The 16,283-nt window shown below is 39.3% G+C and carries 20 protein-coding genes; all 20 read right to left on the bottom strand.

Going from position 1 to position 16,283, the window contains the following annotated elements:
• Nucleotides 1–4: 4 nt before the first annotated feature.
• The 20 genes from ispG to T375_RS01735 all read right to left on the bottom strand — a co-directional run bounded on the left by ispG (nt 5) and on the right by T375_RS01735 (nt 16,283).
• Nucleotides 5–1,057, bottom strand: coding sequence for a flavodoxin-dependent (E)-4-hydroxy-3-methylbut-2-enyl-diphosphate synthase (ispG, locus tag T375_RS01830; RefSeq protein ID WP_044934210.1), 1,053 nt, complete (start codon nt 1,055–1,057; stop codon nt 5–7).
• Nucleotides 1,058–1,067: 10 nt separating this feature from the next.
• Nucleotides 1,068–2,102, bottom strand: a complete 1,035-nt coding sequence (gene rseP, locus T375_RS01825) for an RIP metalloprotease RseP (RefSeq protein ID WP_044934208.1) — start codon at nt 2,100–2,102, stop codon at nt 1,068–1,070.
• Nucleotides 2,103–2,104: 2 nt separating this feature from the next.
• Nucleotides 2,105–3,253, bottom strand: a complete 1,149-nt coding sequence (locus T375_RS01820) for a 1-deoxy-D-xylulose-5-phosphate reductoisomerase (protein ID WP_044934206.1) — start codon at nt 3,251–3,253, stop codon at nt 2,105–2,107.
• Nucleotides 3,254–3,265: 12 nt separating this feature from the next.
• Nucleotides 3,266–4,069 carry a phosphatidate cytidylyltransferase gene (locus tag T375_RS01815; protein ID WP_044934204.1) on the bottom strand — a complete coding sequence of 268 codons (804 nt, stop codon included), beginning with the start codon at nt 4,067–4,069 and terminating at the stop codon, nt 3,266–3,268.
• 12 nt (nt 4,070–4,081) lie between these two features.
• Nucleotides 4,082–4,780: an isoprenyl transferase gene (locus tag T375_RS01810; RefSeq protein ID WP_044934200.1), complete on the bottom strand. Its 699-nt coding sequence runs from the start codon at nt 4,778–4,780 to the stop codon at nt 4,082–4,084.
• 64 nt (nt 4,781–4,844) lie between these two features.
• On the bottom strand, nt 4,845–5,399 hold the full coding sequence (gene frr, locus T375_RS01805; protein ID WP_044934197.1) for a ribosome recycling factor: 555 nt from the start codon (nt 5,397–5,399) through the stop codon (nt 4,845–4,847).
• A complete protein-coding gene (gene pyrH / locus T375_RS01800; protein WP_044934193.1) occupies nt 5,399–6,103 on the bottom strand; it encodes a UMP kinase in 705 nt (234 codons plus the stop codon). The genes frr and pyrH overlap by 1 nt, the downstream gene beginning before the upstream one ends.
• 20 nt (nt 6,104–6,123) lie before the next feature.
• Entirely contained in the window at nt 6,124–6,900 is a 777-nt protein-coding gene (locus T375_RS01795) for a polymer-forming cytoskeletal protein (RefSeq protein WP_044934191.1), read from the bottom strand.
• A gap of 20 nt (nt 6,901–6,920) precedes the next feature.
• The gene (locus T375_RS01790) at nt 6,921–7,835 is read right to left on the bottom strand and encodes a polysaccharide deacetylase family protein (RefSeq protein ID WP_044934189.1); all 915 of its coding nucleotides are present in this window, start codon (nt 7,833–7,835) and stop codon (nt 6,921–6,923) included.
• A 120-nt stretch (nt 7,836–7,955) separates the two neighbouring features.
• The gene (tsf, locus tag T375_RS01785; RefSeq protein WP_044934186.1) at nt 7,956–8,879 is read right to left on the bottom strand and encodes a translation elongation factor Ts; all 924 of its coding nucleotides are present in this window, start codon (nt 8,877–8,879) and stop codon (nt 7,956–7,958) included.
• Between the two features lie 2 nt (nt 8,880–8,881).
• Nucleotides 8,882–9,613 carry a 30S ribosomal protein S2 gene (gene rpsB / locus T375_RS01780; protein ID WP_033154000.1) on the bottom strand — a complete coding sequence of 244 codons (732 nt, stop codon included), beginning with the start codon at nt 9,611–9,613 and terminating at the stop codon, nt 8,882–8,884.
• A gap of 158 nt (nt 9,614–9,771) precedes the next feature.
• Nucleotides 9,772–10,332: an endolytic transglycosylase MltG gene (locus tag T375_RS01775; protein WP_044934183.1), complete on the bottom strand. Its 561-nt coding sequence runs from the start codon at nt 10,330–10,332 to the stop codon at nt 9,772–9,774.
• Nucleotides 10,332–10,994 (bottom strand): DUF6115 domain-containing protein, encoded by a 663-nt coding sequence (locus T375_RS13055; protein ID WP_143064493.1) that lies wholly within the window; start codon nt 10,992–10,994, stop codon nt 10,332–10,334. The genes T375_RS01775 and T375_RS13055 overlap by 1 nt, the downstream gene beginning before the upstream one ends.
• Before the next feature lie 76 nt (nt 10,995–11,070).
• Nucleotides 11,071–11,397, bottom strand: coding sequence for a hypothetical protein (locus T375_RS01765; protein WP_044934180.1), 327 nt, complete (start codon nt 11,395–11,397; stop codon nt 11,071–11,073).
• 44 nt (nt 11,398–11,441) lie between these two features.
• Nucleotides 11,442–12,206: a FliA/WhiG family RNA polymerase sigma factor gene (locus tag T375_RS01760; protein WP_044934177.1), complete on the bottom strand. Its 765-nt coding sequence runs from the start codon at nt 12,204–12,206 to the stop codon at nt 11,442–11,444.
• A gap of 35 nt (nt 12,207–12,241) precedes the next feature.
• The gene (locus T375_RS01755; protein ID WP_044934175.1) at nt 12,242–12,544 is read right to left on the bottom strand and encodes a hypothetical protein; all 303 of its coding nucleotides are present in this window, start codon (nt 12,542–12,544) and stop codon (nt 12,242–12,244) included.
• Nucleotides 12,545–12,572: 28 nt separating this feature from the next.
• On the bottom strand, nt 12,573–13,061 hold the full coding sequence (locus tag T375_RS01750; protein WP_044934172.1) for a chemotaxis protein CheD: 489 nt from the start codon (nt 13,059–13,061) through the stop codon (nt 12,573–12,575).
• A 13-nt stretch (nt 13,062–13,074) separates the two neighbouring features.
• Complete coding sequence (locus tag T375_RS01745) at nt 13,075–13,689, bottom strand: chemotaxis protein CheC (RefSeq protein WP_044934169.1); 615 nt, start codon at nt 13,687–13,689, stop codon at nt 13,075–13,077.
• 12 nt (nt 13,690–13,701) lie between these two features.
• A complete protein-coding gene (locus T375_RS01740; protein WP_044934166.1) occupies nt 13,702–14,169 on the bottom strand; it encodes a chemotaxis protein CheW in 468 nt (155 codons plus the stop codon).
• 14 nt (nt 14,170–14,183) lie between these two features.
• Nucleotides 14,184–16,283 (bottom strand): chemotaxis protein CheA, encoded by a 2,100-nt coding sequence (locus T375_RS01735; protein ID WP_044934163.1) that lies wholly within the window; start codon nt 16,281–16,283, stop codon nt 14,184–14,186.

Here is a 16,283-nt window from a genome sequence, read left to right as displayed (position 1 = left end):
ATCATTATCTCCGTGGCCAGTTTGTAAGCTCCTCACGTAATGCATTTAGAAGCTCACTCTCAGGCATCTTGCGAACGACTTCGCCATGCTTTATAAGAAGGCCTTCTCCAATGCCTCCAGCAACACCTAAATCAGCTTCCTTAGCCTCTCCTGGTCCATTAACTACGCAGCCCATAACAGCTACTTTTATATCTAAATCTGAGAACTCTTCAACAAGATTCTCTACTTTATTTGCAAGTCCAATTAAATCTATCTGTGTACGTCCACATGTTGGGCATGATACAACTTCGATTCCGCCCTTTCTAAGACCAAGTGTACGAAGAATAAGCTTTGCTGTCTTAATTTCTTCGATAGGGTCACCTGTAAGTGAAACACGGATAGTATCGCCAATTCCCTGTGAAAGAATCATTGATAAGCCACATGCACTCTTGATATTTCCGGCTTTGATTGTGCCTGCTTCTGTAATACCAACATGAAGTGGATGTGTTGTCTTGTCTGCAATCAATTCGTGAGCCTTAACACACATCATAACATCAGATGATTTGATGCTGATTACAAGATTGTCGTATCCAAGGCGCTCGATAATAGCAACCTTATCTAAGGCTGACTCTACAAGGCCTTCAGCTGTAACTCCACCATATTTTTCAACAAGATTCTTTTCGAGAGATCCTGAATTAACTCCTACTCGAATAGGAATATTCTTTGCTTTTGCAGCATCAACAACAGCCTTAATACGATCTTCGCTTCCAATATTTCCAGGATTAATACGAATCTTGTCAGCTCCATTTTCAATTGCTGCTATAGCAAGTCTGTAATCAAAATGAATATCGGCAACAAGAGGGATGTGAATCTGCTCTTTGATTTTGCCAAGAGCCTTTGCTGCTTCCATGTCAGGTACAGCGCAACGAATAATATCACAGCCAGCCTTTTCGAGCTGAAGAATCTGTGCAACTGTTGCCTCTACATCCTGTGTTTTTGTATTTGTCATAGACTGGATAAGAATTGGATTTCCTCCACCTATAACTCTATTTCCAATTTTAACTTCAGTAGTCTTCATAATATTACCTCTACATAAGCTTAAGAATATCGTTGTACATAACAACAATCATTAAAACCATCAATAATGTAAATCCCACCAGATTGATACCGTTTTCAATCTCTGGCTTCATCTTCTTGCCTCTAATTCCTTCGATAATAAACAAAAGAATTCTTCCCCCATCAAGGGCTGGGAATGGCAATAAGTTCATAACGCCAAGGTTGGCAGTAAGAAGTATTGCGATTGATAATAGATTGATAAATACGTAAAACAAGCCACTGCTTATTGATTGATCATAAACATCAGAAATGGTAGTAACAACTCCTACAGGACCTGATACTTCATTTACAGAAATCTGACCTGTAAATAACATCTTTAAGCTAGATAATGTAACGTAAATCTGATATTTGATTTCGTAAGCTGCGTATTTTAAAACACCAATTGGTGATACCTTTTTGTAATCCGCATTCTTGATAATGCCAATCATTTTTCTGCCGGTTTCTTCAGAATAAGTAGGCACTAACTCAGTCTCATACTTTTCACCATCACGTGAATAAACAATATCGTAACTATCCGCATCAGCATGAAGGAATGTGTAGATGCTTATTTCATTGTAAAAATGAACATTATAGCCATTAATACTAATGATTGTATCTCCAGCCTCCATGCCTGCTTCTTCAGCTGCATAGCCTTCCATAACATCAGATATGGTAGCGTCATTTACACCTAAAGCTGCTATGTAAACAACAGAAAGTATATAAGCCAAAATAAAGTTAAATAAAGGACCAGCGAAAACGATTTGGAATCTCTCCCATAGGGATTTTTTATTAAATGCTCTATCACTATCGCTTTCTTCATCCTCTCCTTCCATAACGCAAGAACCACCGAATGGAAGAAGCTTTAAACAATATTTTGTTTCGCCTTTTCCCCAAGAAATCAGAGTTGGGCCAAGACCCAAAGTAAATTCATTAACCTTAACCCCGCACTTCTTTGCAAAAAGAAAATGTCCTAGCTCATGAAAAATAATAATGAAACTAAAAATTAGTATAGCTAGAATAATCTTCATTTTTACCACCTGCTCTCAATGAAATCGTAAGTCATCTTTTCAGTTTCAAGAACCTGTTCGATTGTAGGATTCTCAATGAAATCTACATTAATCATTGCTTCTGATACGATTTCTGGTATCTCCAAAAACTTGATTTTATTATTTAAAAACTTTGCAACTGCTCTTTCATTGGCAGCATTGAAAACAGTAGGAACATTTCCACCTGCATCCATTGCATCATAAGCCAAAGAAAGGCCATAGAAAGTTTCCATATCCGGCTTTTCAAATGTAAGTGAACCTACTTTGAATAAATCTAAAGGCTCTGCGTAAAGAGTCTTACGGTTTGGATAAAATAGAGCATAAAGGATTGGCAATCTCATATCTGGTGTGCCCATCTGGCCAATTACCGCTCCATCCATAAATTCAACAGCAGAATGAAGCACGCTCTGTGGATGCACCACAACCTCAACCTGGCTAAGATTTACATCGAATAGCCACTTAGCTTCCATAACTTCCAAACCCTTGTTGATCATTGTGGCAGAATCGATAGTGATTTTTGCGCCCATAGACCAGTTTGGATGCTTCAATGCATCTTCTACTCTAACATTCTCTAACTGCTCAAGAGTCTTTCCTCTAAAAGGACCGCCTGAAGCAGTAAGAAGAATCTTTGAAATTTTATTGTGTCTTTCTCCATTTAATGATTGGAAAATAGCACTGTGTTCGCTATCAACCGGTAGAATAGAAACACCCTTTTCCTTTGCAAGAGGCATAATGATATGACCTGCAGTAACAAGTGTCTCTTTGTTTGCTAAAGCAATTGTCTTTTTGGCATTGATAGCCGCAATAGTAGGCTGAACTCCAATCATTCCAACTACGGCAGTAACTACAGTGTCAGCCTCTTCACAAGTGGCAACAGCAATAAGTCCTTCCATTCCAAAATGAATATCTATATCCATATCAGAAAGTCTTGTCTTTAAATCCTTTGCAAGCTCCTCTGTTCCCACAGAAACAAGTGTAGGATGATACTTTCTGATTTGCTTTTCAAACAAATCTAGATTCTTTCCGCAGGACATTGCAACTACCTGCAAATCCTCTGGATTTTGTGAAACTATGTCCAATGTCTGGGTTCCAATAGAACCTGTTGAACCAAGTAAAGCTAACTTCTGTGACATTTTACTACCTCTTTATACGTAAAAATAATAAGCTAAGAAGAAAATAATAGGTGCTGTGATAATTACGCTATCAAATCTATCCAGCACTCCACCATGTCCTGGAATCAATTTTCCATAATCTTTTATTTCGAAATTGCGCTTAATGGCTGAAGCAGCTAAATCACCTACCATGGAAATTAAAGCGCCAACTCCTGAAATAATTACAAGTGGAAGGATTGCAAAGTCATCCATCTTGAATACTGCTGAAATAACGTAGCAGTAAATCGCTGTAAATAACATTGCACCAACTACTCCACCAACTGCTCCTTCGATAGATTTCTTAGGAGAAAGAATTGGAGACATCTTGTGCTTTCCAAACAATACGCCTACACAGTATGCAGATGTATCGCATCCCCAAGAACAAAGGAAAATAAGCCATACAATAAACTGTCCATTTGTAAGCATTCGTGTCTGGTAGAGGAATGAAAGCATCACTCCTACGTAGAATAAGCCAAAGAATGCTGCCATAATCTGATGACTATGGAACTTTGGATAGCTAAACACGAATACAGCTAAAAGCAGAATCAAAAATGCAAGGACAATCACCATAACATCCTGGCAAAATTGAAATCTTAAATCTAAATAGTATGTAATACAAGCGAGATATCCTAGTATTCCAGGTAGACTCTTTTCAACTTTAAAGATTCTGTATAGCTCGAACATGCCGATGAGAGACAAAACTAGCATTACTGCTAAAAGAACATCTCCACCTGTGCAAATAAATAAAAGTGCAAGAGCTACAAGAATAATTCCACTAATTAATCTAGTAATAAACATATATAATCCTTCCTATATACCACCGAATCTACGGTTTCTCTTATCATATTCCTCTACTGCCTTTTTAAGCTCCTCTGGTGTGAACTCTGGCCATGGAACAGGTGTAAAGTAGAACTCGGAATATGCTAATTGCCACAATAGATAGTTTGAAAGACGCTGCTCGCCAGATGTTCTAATCATAAAATCTGGATCAGGGATATCCCTAGTGTCTAAGTAGCTTGAAAAAACATCCTCTGTAATATCTTCTGAATTGATATTGCCAGCTTTAACATCCTCAGCAACCTTTCGAATTGCTCTAGTCATTTCGTCTCTACTACCATAATTTATAGCAATAGTAAGTGTAAGACCTGTAAACTGTGATGAATACTCTGTAAGCTCAGCAATAGCTGCTCTAAGTTTGTCATCCAGCTTTGTCAAATCACCAATAAATCTAACCCGTAAGTTATCCTTTTTGGCGGTCTTCATACAAGTCTTTATATATTCCCCTAAAAGCTTCATAAGAGCTTTAACTTCATCGTCAGGTCTAGACCAGTTTTCGGTAGAGAAAGCGTACATAGTAACATATTTTACTCCTAAATCATGTGCTGCTCTACAAATGGTTTCGACATTTTTTGCCCCTACAGTGTGTCCGTATGTACGAGGCATTCCTTTTGATTTGGCCCATCTGCCATTTCCATCAAGTATTATAGCTATATGCTCTGGTACGTTCATAGCACCTCCAAAATAAAATATAATGAAAAAGGGCACAATAACTGTGCCCCATAAATAGACTAGTTTAAACTGTCATAATCTCTTTTGTCTTAGCCTCAACAGCTTTATCTACCTCAGCGATGAACTTGTCAGTCATCTTTTGGCACTTATCCTCAAGGTCCTTTATCTCATCCTCAGAAACGCCTTCATCCTTTGAATGCTTCTTTAACTGATCGATAGCATCTCTACGGATGTTACGAATAGCAACCTTTGCATCTTCGCCATGCTTTTTAACATCTTTGGCAATTTCCTTACGACGCTCTTCTGTAAGCTCTGGGAAAACCAAACGAATAAGCTTACCATCGTTTGTAGGATTGATACCAATATCAGACATATTAATTGCCTTTTCAATCTCCTTTACCAATGATGGCTCCCAAGGCTGAATCTGAATAAGTCTTGGCTCAGGAACAGAAATATTAGCAACCTGCTGAAGTGGAGTTGGTGCTCCATAATAATCAACAGTAATCTTGTCAAGAATATGTGGATTAGCTCTACCTGCTCGAATAGTTGTAAACTCGCTTTCGAGATTATTGTAGCTCTTTGTCATTTTCTCCTCGTAAGTTGAAAGTATATTATCCATTAATCCTCCTTAACACACACAACTGTGCCATTAAATTTGCCTGAAATTGCTTTTACTATAGAATCCTCTTCATTAAGAGAGAATACGTACATTGGCATCTGCTGCTCCATTGCAATAACAGAAGCAGTCATATCAACAACCTGAAGCTTTTTATCGATAACTTCCTGTATGCTAACCTTATCATAACGCTTTGCATCAGGATTCTTAGCTGGGTCACTGTCATATACACCATCAATTGACTTAGCAAGAAGAATAACATCTGCTTCGATTTCTACTGCACGAAGTACTGTAGCTGTATCTGTTGAAAAATATGGATGACCTGTACCACCTGCAAAGAATACAACCATTCCTCTTTCGAAATACTTGTTTGCTCTATCCTTAGAATAAAGCTTTGAGCAATTGCCACACTCAAAAGGTGTAAGTACTGCTGTACGCATGCCTGCTGTTCTGAAGATTTCAGATACATAGATACAGTTCATAACTGTAGCAAGCATTCCAATCTGGTCTGCCTTTGTACGATCAATGTTTTCTGATGAACGGCCTCTCCAGAAATTGCCGCCGCCGATAACGACACCAACCTGAACACCATCATCTACAAGCTTCTTAACCTGCTTTGCTACCATCATACATGTAGCTTCGTCAAATCCAAACCCCTTATCACCTGAAAGTGCTTCTCCACTAAGCTTAAGTAATACTCTCTTCATTTGTAATAATCCTTTATCTATTAGATTGCGAATACGCTGTTTACATCAACATCTGAGTAGCTCTGTGAGCAGAAGCCTTCGATAACAGCACCATTGTTAATCTGTACTGAACGAGACTTAATGTTGCCCATAACAACTGCTGATGTATCAACAACTACTGGACCATTAACATCGATATCACCCTTTACAGCACCTGCGATAACTGCTGATGTAGCTGTAATGTTACCGATGATAACTGAACCAACGCCAACCTTTGCTGTACCTGTTGTAACTACTTCGCCTTCGATCTTTGCAGCGTCAGCGAAGAACTCTGAAGATGATGAGTTACCATTAACCTTACCTGTAACAACAAGCTTGCCATTACATGCAACATCTCCTACAATTTCTCCCTGTACTTCGATAGAACCGATTGATTCTACATTACCTGTAACCTTCATTCCTGCTGTAATAACTGCATTCTCATCTGCAACTGCTCTGTTAGTATCAGCAGCATTTCCCATAACATCCATTGTTCTTGGTGCCTCCATCTTAGTTTCTTTCTTTGTCTCTGAGAAGAAAGACTTTTTCTCCTCAACTGGCTCTGTAGTAACAGGAGCCTCTGCCTGCTTTTCAGCTGGTGTTTCAACCTTTTTAGTGACCTGCTCTAAAAGACCATCAAGCTTGTTAAGCTCTGACTCAACGTCAATATCGCCATCTAAGGTATTAACCATAACTTCTTCTGTAGATGTCTCTTCTGCGCCAGCCATTTCGTCTAAAGCGTCATTAAAATCCTCTTTGAAATCCTTAAAAAAGCCCATTACAATTCCTCCATAACATTTTATTGTACAACGTTTACGTGCTGTATAACGGTTGTTTCATCTGTGATTGGTAAAATCATGGCCCCCTGCTCTTGTAAAGATTCAATCAATCCAGGTAAAGCCTCAACTGTCGCATTTTTATTTGAAGCGTCATGCAACAATACTACAGACGTTTTGTATTTTACCACATCCTTCATTACATTATCAATAAGCTGTTCTGTTGTAAACGCAGAAGATGTAGCATCTCCCGAAGCAACATTCCAATCGTAGTATACAACGCCCTGATTATTTAAGTAATTAATGAATGTAGACATGCTTGTAGTGCTGACCTTATTACTACTTCCTCCTGGAAAACGATAATATTTAGTGTCAACACCAGTAGTTTCTAATATTAAATTATGAATTTTGTTATAATCTTGTGCAAAAGCATCCTCTGACGCATATATCTCGCCAAAATTATGGCTATATGAGTGCATACCAATAGTATGACCTTCGTCCACGATGCGTTTGTATTGTTCACCGTAAAGCTCTAAATCCTTGCCACAAACAAAGAATGTAGCCTTTACATTATAATCGTCTAAAATATCTAATATTTCATCTGTGTTGCTGCTAGGTCCATCATCGAATGTGAGATATACCATAGGTATATCACCCTCTTCAGCAATATTATCAACGTTATCAACTTGGTAGACATCATCCAATATACTGTCATCCACCATTTCATCTTCATTCTCTACATCAGTAGTAACATAAACCTGCTTAGCAAGGTTATCCAACTGCCTCTGCAAAGAGAAAACCTCAAACAAAAGGAAGCTCATTACAGAAATTGTAAGAAGCATAAATACTAAAACAGTAGTGACAATAAATTTTTTCATTCTGGCAACGCGTCTGCGCTTTGCCCTTTGTCTCTCAAGCCCCTCAAATGAACTCTCCAAAACAAAATCCTCCCCATAAAAATTTCTCTTTTATTTTATCACAACGATTTCTCAATATAAAGGGGGTAAAAAATAAAGAGCCCACTAAATGTGGACTCTTTAAAGAAAACAAATTTGAAATTAAAGCTGAGCTGCAACCTCTGCTGCGAAATCCTCAACCTTCTTCTCAAGACCTTCGCCTGTCTCAAAACGAACGAATCTCTTGACGTTGAGCTCAGAACCTGTCTCCTTAGAAACCTGCTCTAAGTACTTAGCAACTGTCTGCTTTCCATCCTCTGCCTTAACATAAACCTGATCAAGTAAGCAGATTTCCTTAAGCTCCTTAGATACACGACCTTCGATCATGCCATTGATAACCTTCTCAGGCTTCTGTGACTCCTTAGGATCGTTCATAATCTGAGCAAGAAGGATTTCCTTCTCGTGAGCAATATAATCAGCTGATACTTCATCACGGCTAACATACTTAGGATTAAGAGCTGCAATCTGCATAGCAAGATTTGTAGCTGCTTCCTTAGCTGCATCACTCTCAGCGCCAGCCATATCAACGATAACGCCGATACGTCCACCACCGTGTGTGTAAGAAACAACGAATCCGTCAGATACTACCTTCTCGAAACGACGAAGTGAAAGCTTCTCGCCGATTGTAGCTACCATCTCAACGTGTACGTCATTAACTGTCTTTGATGAATCCTCTGCCCATGGCTGAGCAAGTAACTCATCGATTGTAGTAACATCAGACTTAAGGATCTGGTTTGCAACCTTCTCAACATATGCCTGGAACTTCTCGTTCTTAGCAACGAAATCTGTCTCTGAGTTAACCTCAAGAACAACAGCTGTATTGCCTTCAACTACAACTTTGCAAATACCCTCTGCAGCGATACGAGATGCTTTCTTTTCAGCCTTTGCAGCACCGTTCTTACGAAGGAGCTCGAAAGCTGCATCCATATCACCATCACACTCAGCGAGTGCTTTCTTACAATCCATCATACCTGCGCCAGACTGCTCGCGAAGGTCTTTTACCATTGCTGCTGTAATAGCTGCCATAATTATGCCTCCTCTTCTGCTTCTGCTGACTCCTCAGCAACCTCATTCATTTCACCCTGCTTTGCTTCGATAACAGCGTCTGCCATCTTAGCAACGATAAGCTTAACTGCACGGATAGCATCATCGTTACCTGGGATAACGTAATCAAGCTCATCTGGATCACAGTTAGTATCACAAACACCTACAAGTGGAATACCAAGTGCGTGTGCTTCCTGGATACAAATGTGCTCCTTCTTAGGATCAATAACAAAAATAGCATCTGGAATACGGTTCATTTCCTTGATACCGCCGAGAACCTTTGTAAGCTTCTCCTGCTCCTTCTTGAGCTGAGTAACTTCCTTCTTTGGAAGAAGGTCAAATGTTCCGTCTGCTTCCATCTTCTCGATTTCCTTAAGACGAGCGATTCTTGTCTGAACTGTCTTAAAGTTTGTAAGCATACCACCGAGCCATCTCTCGTTTACATAGAACATACCGCAACGCTCTGCCTCTGTAGCGATAGCATCCTGAGCCTGCTTCTTTGTACCTACGAAAAGGATTGTACCACCCTGCTGTGCGATGTCGAAGATAACATCGTAAGCATCGTCTACCATACCTACAGACTTCTGAAGGTCGATAATGTGGATACCATTACGCTCTGTGTAGATGTATGGAGCCATCTTAGGGTTCCATCTACGTGTCTGATGTCCAAAGTGAACACCTGCCTCGAGTAACTGCTTCATTGAAATAACACTCATTTTAATACCTCCTGGTTTGTTTCTTCCGCATAATTCCTCCTGACAACCACCCCGCCTACTGTAGGTTGGGAACCAATGTCAGTCCTTATGCGTGTATTTTCAACAGCTCTAAAAGTTTACCATAAAAAAACCCACCATGCAACACCTATTATTAGGTGTTACTCAGTGGGTGGTGTTGTTGTTCTATGATCTTTGTTAACAAGTAAAACAATAATATCATCGTATGTACTATCTGCTCTTACATAGAATGTGCCGGACTGAATTCTGTTATCAACCCCTAGCGTATTCATGTAGTCGTTGAATTCCGATGCAGAATCAACCAAACCTGCCTTATAAAGATTAGCTGCAACTGTATCTGATGACTCTCCGCTGTTCACTGTAAACGGAATGTATTTAACTGTAGACTCAGAGCTTTCTACAACAGGTTCATTTTCATTTTCAGTTTCAGTCTCTTCTGTCTCTTCAGGCGCTGCTTCTTCTGTTGGTTGTTCCTCAGAAGCGGCTGCATCGTCTTCAGATGTTTCATCCTGAGTTTCCTCTTCAGATGCCTCGTCTTCCGGCATAACCATTCCAAGCTCTGTTGCTTTTTCAATTATTTCTTCATTAGTCATTTCCTTTGAAGAAAAATCAGTTCTACCGAAATAAAAACTAATGGAAAGCACAAGTGTTGCAAAAATAACACCTATGCCTATACCTCTCATGTAATATTTAAGTCTCATTATTTGCCCTCCTGATATAATCCGAGAACAAATTTAACTTCGCCTAAACCTCTACCAAGCTTCTTAGCTATCTCAACTTCGCTAAGACCTTCATCGTGAAGTGTTAGGATTTCAAGATTATCATTTTGCTTTGGTCGAACTGTTTCATCTGCAAATTTTTCAGCCAAAGCCTCAGTAAATGATACTGGCTCAGCTGCCTTGCTTTCAGTAGATTGAGCCTCAAATTCGATTTTGGCCTGCTCTAGCTTTTGCTTTTCTTCGGATATTTCGATTTCTCTATCGCGAAGTAAATCAAGCTTCTTAGCAATAGATGAATCCAAAGCAACAAGTGTATCTTCTAAATCTGAAAGCTTTTTAGTCATATCAACTGTATCCTGCTGCTTTTCATTAAGCATTGAATACATGAATGTAACTTCTTTATGGGACTTGTCAACAGATTCCAAAACTGTATCTGAATACTGAGAGATTTGCATAATCTTCTCGTTTGTTTCTTTATCTGTTTTTCGATCCATTTCTTCAATGGCCTCATCAATTGTAGCAGAAAGCTTATCTTCCATTTCTACCTTTGCATCAGCCATTTTGTCTTTTATAATTTCTTCTATTTGCTCTTTTGTAAGCTTTTGAAGATTTTCTTTGTCTTTGCTTGATAACTTTTCAGACACAAAAAAACTCCCAATACAAAAGGCTAAGCCTATGATTAGGAGTGTAATTTCAAGAACGGTCATTTCAGTCCCCCTATTAAACTCTCATATCAAATGAAGGTGTAGGCTTCTCAGATACCTTTCCATCACCTTCTAGCTTTTCTTCTTGTTTAATCTTAGAGGGTTTACGTTTTTTATTTCCTTCATAACCTTTGCCATTGCCTTCACGGTCATATTTGTCTTCAGTACGCTTTGCGTTGTAAAGATCATTGACCTGTTTGGCTTGCTGCTCCTGCTTCTTTTCGACGGTCTGCGTCAAAACTTCCTGCTGAAGCATTGGCTTTTGATCCTCAGTAGCCTTTGTATGGCTAATCTCGTTGGTGTTTTGGATCATTCCGTTAAAATTAATAGGACTAATTGACATAACATTCCCTCCCTATGGAATACCACACAATTAAACTGCCAACACTATTTTATTAGTATCCCCATGTATTCTCCAAGTGATCCTCTCATCTTTTGAAGGGCCTTGGTATGGAGTTGTGATACTCTTGATTCTGAAACCTCAAGAGCTGCACTTATTTCTTTTAAAGTCATATCTTCGTAATAATACAAAAGAATGACTTGTTTTTCTTTTTCTGTAAGTTTATCTAATGCCTCTTGTAACTTTTGAGTAAGCTCCTGCTTAGAAATGTTGTCTTCTGGCTGAATGAAATGAGAATTGTGTTCTGCTTCCATAACCGGTTCATTTCCAGCTTCAACAAATTCATTCAATGAAACAACATTAGTAACATTAAGCTGTGATTGCCATTTCAAAAATTCATCAGAAGATATATTTAATTCTGCTGCGACTTCCTCGTCCGAAGCACTGTGTCCAGTGCGAGCTTCAATTGTCTTGATTGCATCATCAATCATACGCTGACGCTGTCTGATTGTACGTGGAATCCAATCCATTTTACGAATCTGATCTAAAATGGATCCTCTGATACGAAGACTTGCATATGTTTCGAATTTAACATCCTTTGCCAAGTCAAACTTATCAATCGCATCAATGAGGCCAAAGATACCATAGCTGCATAAATCCTCGTATTCAACGGTGTTACCCAAGTACATACAAAGACGTCCTGCAACAATTTTAACAAGCGATGCATATTCAAGTATTAACTGCTCTCTAAGCTCTGGGGATGGGCTAACCTTATATTTGTCCCAAAGCTTTTCCTTGTCAGTTGCCTTCATTTATGCCCCCTTTAGTAACGTTTAATCAGAAATATTTAGCCTTCCTCTGATTCTAACGAGTTGTCCTCTGTGGTGTCGATTTCTTCTGTTTGCTCAATATCCCCTGCATCCGGAACTACGCCGTCCAATTGATCATCAATGGAAGCTGGTGGTTCTAATGTACGGAAGGAATAATCAAGCACCATTTTAATGATAGTTCCCATTACTAAAAAAATGGCAACTACAATAACTAGACGGCTGAGGAAAACTGAAAAGCCAGCCCTTTGTACAATTGAAACAACACAAGATATAAGCGCTGCTGCTAGCGTAATTATTATAGGAATAGGCTTAGTATTCATTTGTTCCTCCAACCACTTATTATATATTTTAAATAATCTTAAGCTCTTTGCCAACTGCTTTTATATAGTACTCTCCAGTTTCGCTATAAATCTCAACTGTACGACCATAATTCAAGCCGCAATCTTCAGCAATAAGCCTAACTCCAAGCTCCTTTAGCTTCGCTTTTGAAGCCTCTGCATTTCTCTCCCCGACATTAATGCCAGCAGCGGACGCGCCAGGCATTTCAAACATCTTAGCGCCCCCTGCTATTTTTGCTACTAGCTTCATTTTATTTGCCCCAGCTTTAAGCATATCATCATAAAGCTTCTGTATGCCTGTATCTGCAAACTTCGCAATATTTGAATTATTGCGAATAGCTGTGCTATCAGGCAACATTATATGTGCCAAGCCAGTAATTTTTGTAGATGGATCATATAATGCAATTCCAATACACGAACCGAGACCAATTGTAGTCAGTGCATCCGGAGCTTTACATATTTTTAGATCGGCCATGCCGACTTTAATCATCTGCCCCATACTCTCACTCTCCTTAGATTGGTACACCAAGTGCCGTTAATATTTTCGCATAAGAATCTTCTTCTGGCATCAAAATAAAATGCCCCTTGATTCCCAAATCATCAGAGAATTCTGTATTGATCATCAGTGCATTATCTCCGAATATACCGAATTGTACTGCAGGCACAGAAAGAATAGCTGCTGCCATATCAACTGCTACAAAAGGTACTGAAGGAACTATTGTAAGATTTGTAAGTCCTGAAAGTGCGGACAAATAAGATCCTGCAATAATGTTTCCGATTTCCTTAATTGCTGATAAATCCATCTCGTCGAATGGCTCAGCATAGCTATCATCTCTCATCATAAGCTTGTTAACAATATGATGAGCTGATGCCATATCCATAAGGAACATCATGGAACCATCGATGTCCTGTTCAACACCAAGCATAATGCCTACTATAATTTCGTCCTCTGCTCCAATCGCTGAGCCTAAATCCTCAACTGGCAAAAAAGCCACCTCTGGAACGCTCATATCGATTCTTAGGCCAAGCATATTGGCGATGGCAGTTGTTGCATTGCCAGCGCCAATATTACCTATTTCCTTGAGAACGTCAAAATATTTTGAATTAACCTCATCTAATGTGAGCATACTTACCTCCCTTTAAGAAGCATCGTTCTCCCCAATAATTGAGCTAATTTCGAAAATAGAAATAAGCTCATCTCCATTCTTTCCTACACCGTTAATGAATGAATTCTTGCTCTTAAGTGTAGATGAAGGAGCCTCAATATCATCTTCTGATAATGAAAGAACTTCCTTAACCTCGTCTACGATAACACCCATTAATCCGCCGCCATCAAGCTTAAGAATAATAATTCTAGATGCATCTGTAAACTCATCATCATCAAGATTCATTCTTCTACGAAGACTCATAACTGGAACAACTTCGCCTCGAAGATTGATAACTCCTCTGTAGTAAGAAGGAGCCTTTGGAACTCTTGTGATTTTACTCATACGAACAATGTTATCAATATAGGAAATGTCGATACCATAATGCTCGCCGCCTATTTTTACTACAATGTATTGCTTTTTTTCTTTTTCAACTACATCATACATAGCTAAATCTGACATGGTCTCACCTCCTATTAAATAACTGCATTGACATCAAGAATCATAGCGATTTCACCATCACCAAGGATTGTAGCACCGCTGATGAGTTTGTTGTTGTCAAGCTTACCAAGTGACTTAATAACGATTTCTAACTGGCCAATAAGGTTGTCAACGATAATACCACCAAGAGTATCACCCTTCTTACAAATAACAACTGTCATTGTATCTTCGTCGCTTTCCTTTGGCTCCAAATCAAGAATATTATCCAAGTGAATAAGAGGAATAACCTGTCCTCTAAGGTGGATAACCTCCTTAGATTCAACGTACTTGATTTCAGACTTAGGTATATTTTCAATGTTCATAATTGAAGCAAGTGCGATTGCATATTTTTCATCTCTGATTTCAACCATAAGAGCCTGAATAATAGCAAGTGTAAGTGGAAGTCTAACTGTAAATGTAGATCCCTCACCCATAACTGATTTAACAGTTACATCACCGCCAAGTGCTTCTATATTACTCTTAACAACGTCAAGACCAACGCCTCGACCAGAGATATCTGTAATCTGCTTTGCCATAGAGAATGAAGGCATAAACAGGAAGTCGATAATCTCTTTCTGTGAAAGGTTCTCTGCTTCTTCTGGTGTAACTAATCCACGCTCAACAGCCTTATCACGAACCTTATCTGTGTTAATTCCGCCACCATCATCACCAACTTCGATGATAACGTTGTTGCCTTCCTGGAAAGCGTTAAGGAAAATTGTTCCTTTTTCTGGCTTGCCAGCTGCGCGTCTATCCTCTGGAGACTCAATACCATGGTCAGCAGAGTTACGAAGTAAATGCTGAAGTGGATCACCAAGCTGATCAACAACAGTTCTATCAAGCTCTGTGTCCTCACCAGTCATAACAAGCTCCATTGGCTTATTGAGCTTTCTATCAAGGTCACGAATCATACGAGGGAATTTAGCAACTACAGATTCGATTGGAACCATTCGAACCTTCATAACTGACTCGTGAAGGTTTGTTGTAATTCTCTCGAGGTATTCGATATTTTCATGTAATGTCTGGCCATCAATCTCGCCAGATGCATTGCTTTGAGAAGCAAGTGAGTTCTTTGCAATAATAAGCTCAGATACCTGGTTCATCAAAGCGTCAAGCTTTTCAATATCTACACGAATTGTACGAGAAGTAACTGGCTTGTTAGCAGGCTGATTCTTGCCACCTGCCTTAGCTGCAGGTGCTGCTGGCTTAGCAGCTGGTGCTGGTGCAGGTGCTGCTGGAGCTGCAGGTGCTGCTGCCTCTGCTGGAGCCGCTTCTGCTGGTGCTGATTCCTCTTCCTTCTTTTCGTACATTTCAGGTGTTACTTTTTCTGCCTCTACAGATTCAATTTCAGAAACAGCCTTAACTGCTTCGAGAATTGGATCTAATTCTGCTTCTGTAGATAAGATAAATGAGAAATCAAATTCGAATTTCTCATCTTCAATATCTGAAGAGCTAGGATCAAAGGCCATAATTGTACCAAAGTCTTCAACTGCTTTGAATACAAGGAAAGCTCTAGCTGCCTTAAGCAAACATTCTTTGTTGATATGGATTGTGAATCCATATAACTGCTTTTCACCCTTTAACTTTTCAATAGCCTCAGGATCAAGCTTAATTTGCTTGAATAATGGGCCATCTGCTGCGTCTGATGATGCTTCAGCTGCTGGCTCTGCTGATTCTGCAGGAGCTGCATCTGCTGGTGCTTCACCACCTTCAGCCTGTGTAAGGTAATCATTTAAAAGCTTAATAAGGGCTTCATTTTCTTCTGTACCCTCATTAGATGTCGCTTTAACAGTATCCAAGTATGCTTCGATAGCATCCAAGCACTTGAAAAGAATATCGATAAGTGAAGAATTAACCTTTACATTATCGTTTCTTACTTCCTGGAAAACGTTTTCCATATCGTGGGTAAGATGCTGCATTCTCTTGAATCCCATTGTACCAGCCATACCCTTTAAAGAGTGAGCTGCACGGAAGATTTCATTAACAACATCCTTGTTATCTGGCTCCTTTTCCAACTCCATAATATTGTCGGAAAGGCTCTGAATATGACCACTTGTCTCGTCGATAAAGATATCTAAATACTGACTTACATCCAT

The sequence above is a fragment of the Pseudobutyrivibrio sp. LB2011 genome, from assembly GCF_000701765.1.
In the GTDB taxonomy this organism is placed as follows: domain Bacteria; phylum Bacillota; class Clostridia; order Lachnospirales; family Lachnospiraceae; genus Pseudobutyrivibrio; species Pseudobutyrivibrio ruminis.
The sequence above is the reverse complement of the archived record's forward strand: the minus strand, read 5'-3'. Positions and strand labels throughout refer to the sequence as shown.

Excerpts from the sequence above, each read along its gene's own strand:
- ispG (WP_044934210.1), bottom strand. The coding sequence starts at position 1,057 with ATGAAGACTACTGAAGTTAAAATTGGAAATAGAGTTATAGGTGGAGGA.
- rseP (WP_044934208.1), bottom strand. The coding sequence starts at position 2,102 with ATGAAGATTATTCTAGCTATACTAATTTTTAGTTTCATTATTATTTTT.
- T375_RS01820 (WP_044934206.1), bottom strand. The coding sequence starts at position 3,253 with ATGTCACAGAAGTTAGCTTTACTTGGTTCAACAGGTTCTATTGGAACC.
- T375_RS01815 (WP_044934204.1), bottom strand. The coding sequence starts at position 4,069 with ATGTTTATTACTAGATTAATTAGTGGAATTATTCTTGTAGCTCTTGCA.
- T375_RS01810 (WP_044934200.1), bottom strand. The coding sequence starts at position 4,780 with ATGAACGTACCAGAGCATATAGCTATAATACTTGATGGAAATGGCAGA.
- frr (WP_044934197.1), bottom strand. The coding sequence starts at position 5,399 with ATGGATAATATACTTTCAACTTACGAGGAGAAAATGACAAAGAGCTAC.
- pyrH (WP_044934193.1), bottom strand. The coding sequence starts at position 6,103 with ATGAAGAGAGTATTACTTAAGCTTAGTGGAGAAGCACTTTCAGGTGAT.
- T375_RS01795 (WP_044934191.1), bottom strand. The coding sequence starts at position 6,900 with ATGGGCTTTTTTAAGGATTTCAAAGAGGATTTTAATGACGCTTTAGAC.
- tsf (WP_044934186.1), bottom strand. The coding sequence starts at position 8,879 with ATGGCAGCTATTACAGCAGCAATGGTAAAAGACCTTCGCGAGCAGTCT.
- rpsB (WP_033154000.1), bottom strand. The coding sequence starts at position 9,613 with ATGAGTGTTATTTCAATGAAGCAGTTACTCGAGGCAGGTGTTCACTTT.
- T375_RS01775 (WP_044934183.1), bottom strand. The coding sequence starts at position 10,332 with ATGAGACTTAAATATTACATGAGAGGTATAGGCATAGGTGTTATTTTT.
- T375_RS01765 (WP_044934180.1), bottom strand. The coding sequence starts at position 11,397 with ATGTCAATTAGTCCTATTAATTTTAACGGAATGATCCAAAACACCAAC.
- T375_RS01760 (WP_044934177.1), bottom strand. The coding sequence starts at position 12,206 with ATGAAGGCAACTGACAAGGAAAAGCTTTGGGACAAATATAAGGTTAGC.
- T375_RS01755 (WP_044934175.1), bottom strand. The coding sequence starts at position 12,544 with ATGAATACTAAGCCTATTCCTATAATAATTACGCTAGCAGCAGCGCTT.
- T375_RS01750 (WP_044934172.1), bottom strand. The coding sequence starts at position 13,061 with ATGGGGCAGATGATTAAAGTCGGCATGGCCGATCTAAAAATATGTAAA.
- T375_RS01745 (WP_044934169.1), bottom strand. The coding sequence starts at position 13,689 with ATGCTCACATTAGATGAGGTTAATTCAAAATATTTTGACGTTCTCAAG.
- T375_RS01740 (WP_044934166.1), bottom strand. The coding sequence starts at position 14,169 with ATGTCAGATTTAGCTATGTATGATGTAGTTGAAAAAGAAAAAAAGCAA.
- T375_RS01735 (WP_044934163.1), bottom strand. The coding sequence starts at position 16,283 with ATGGATGTAAGTCAGTATTTAGATATCTTTATCGACGAGACAAGTGGT.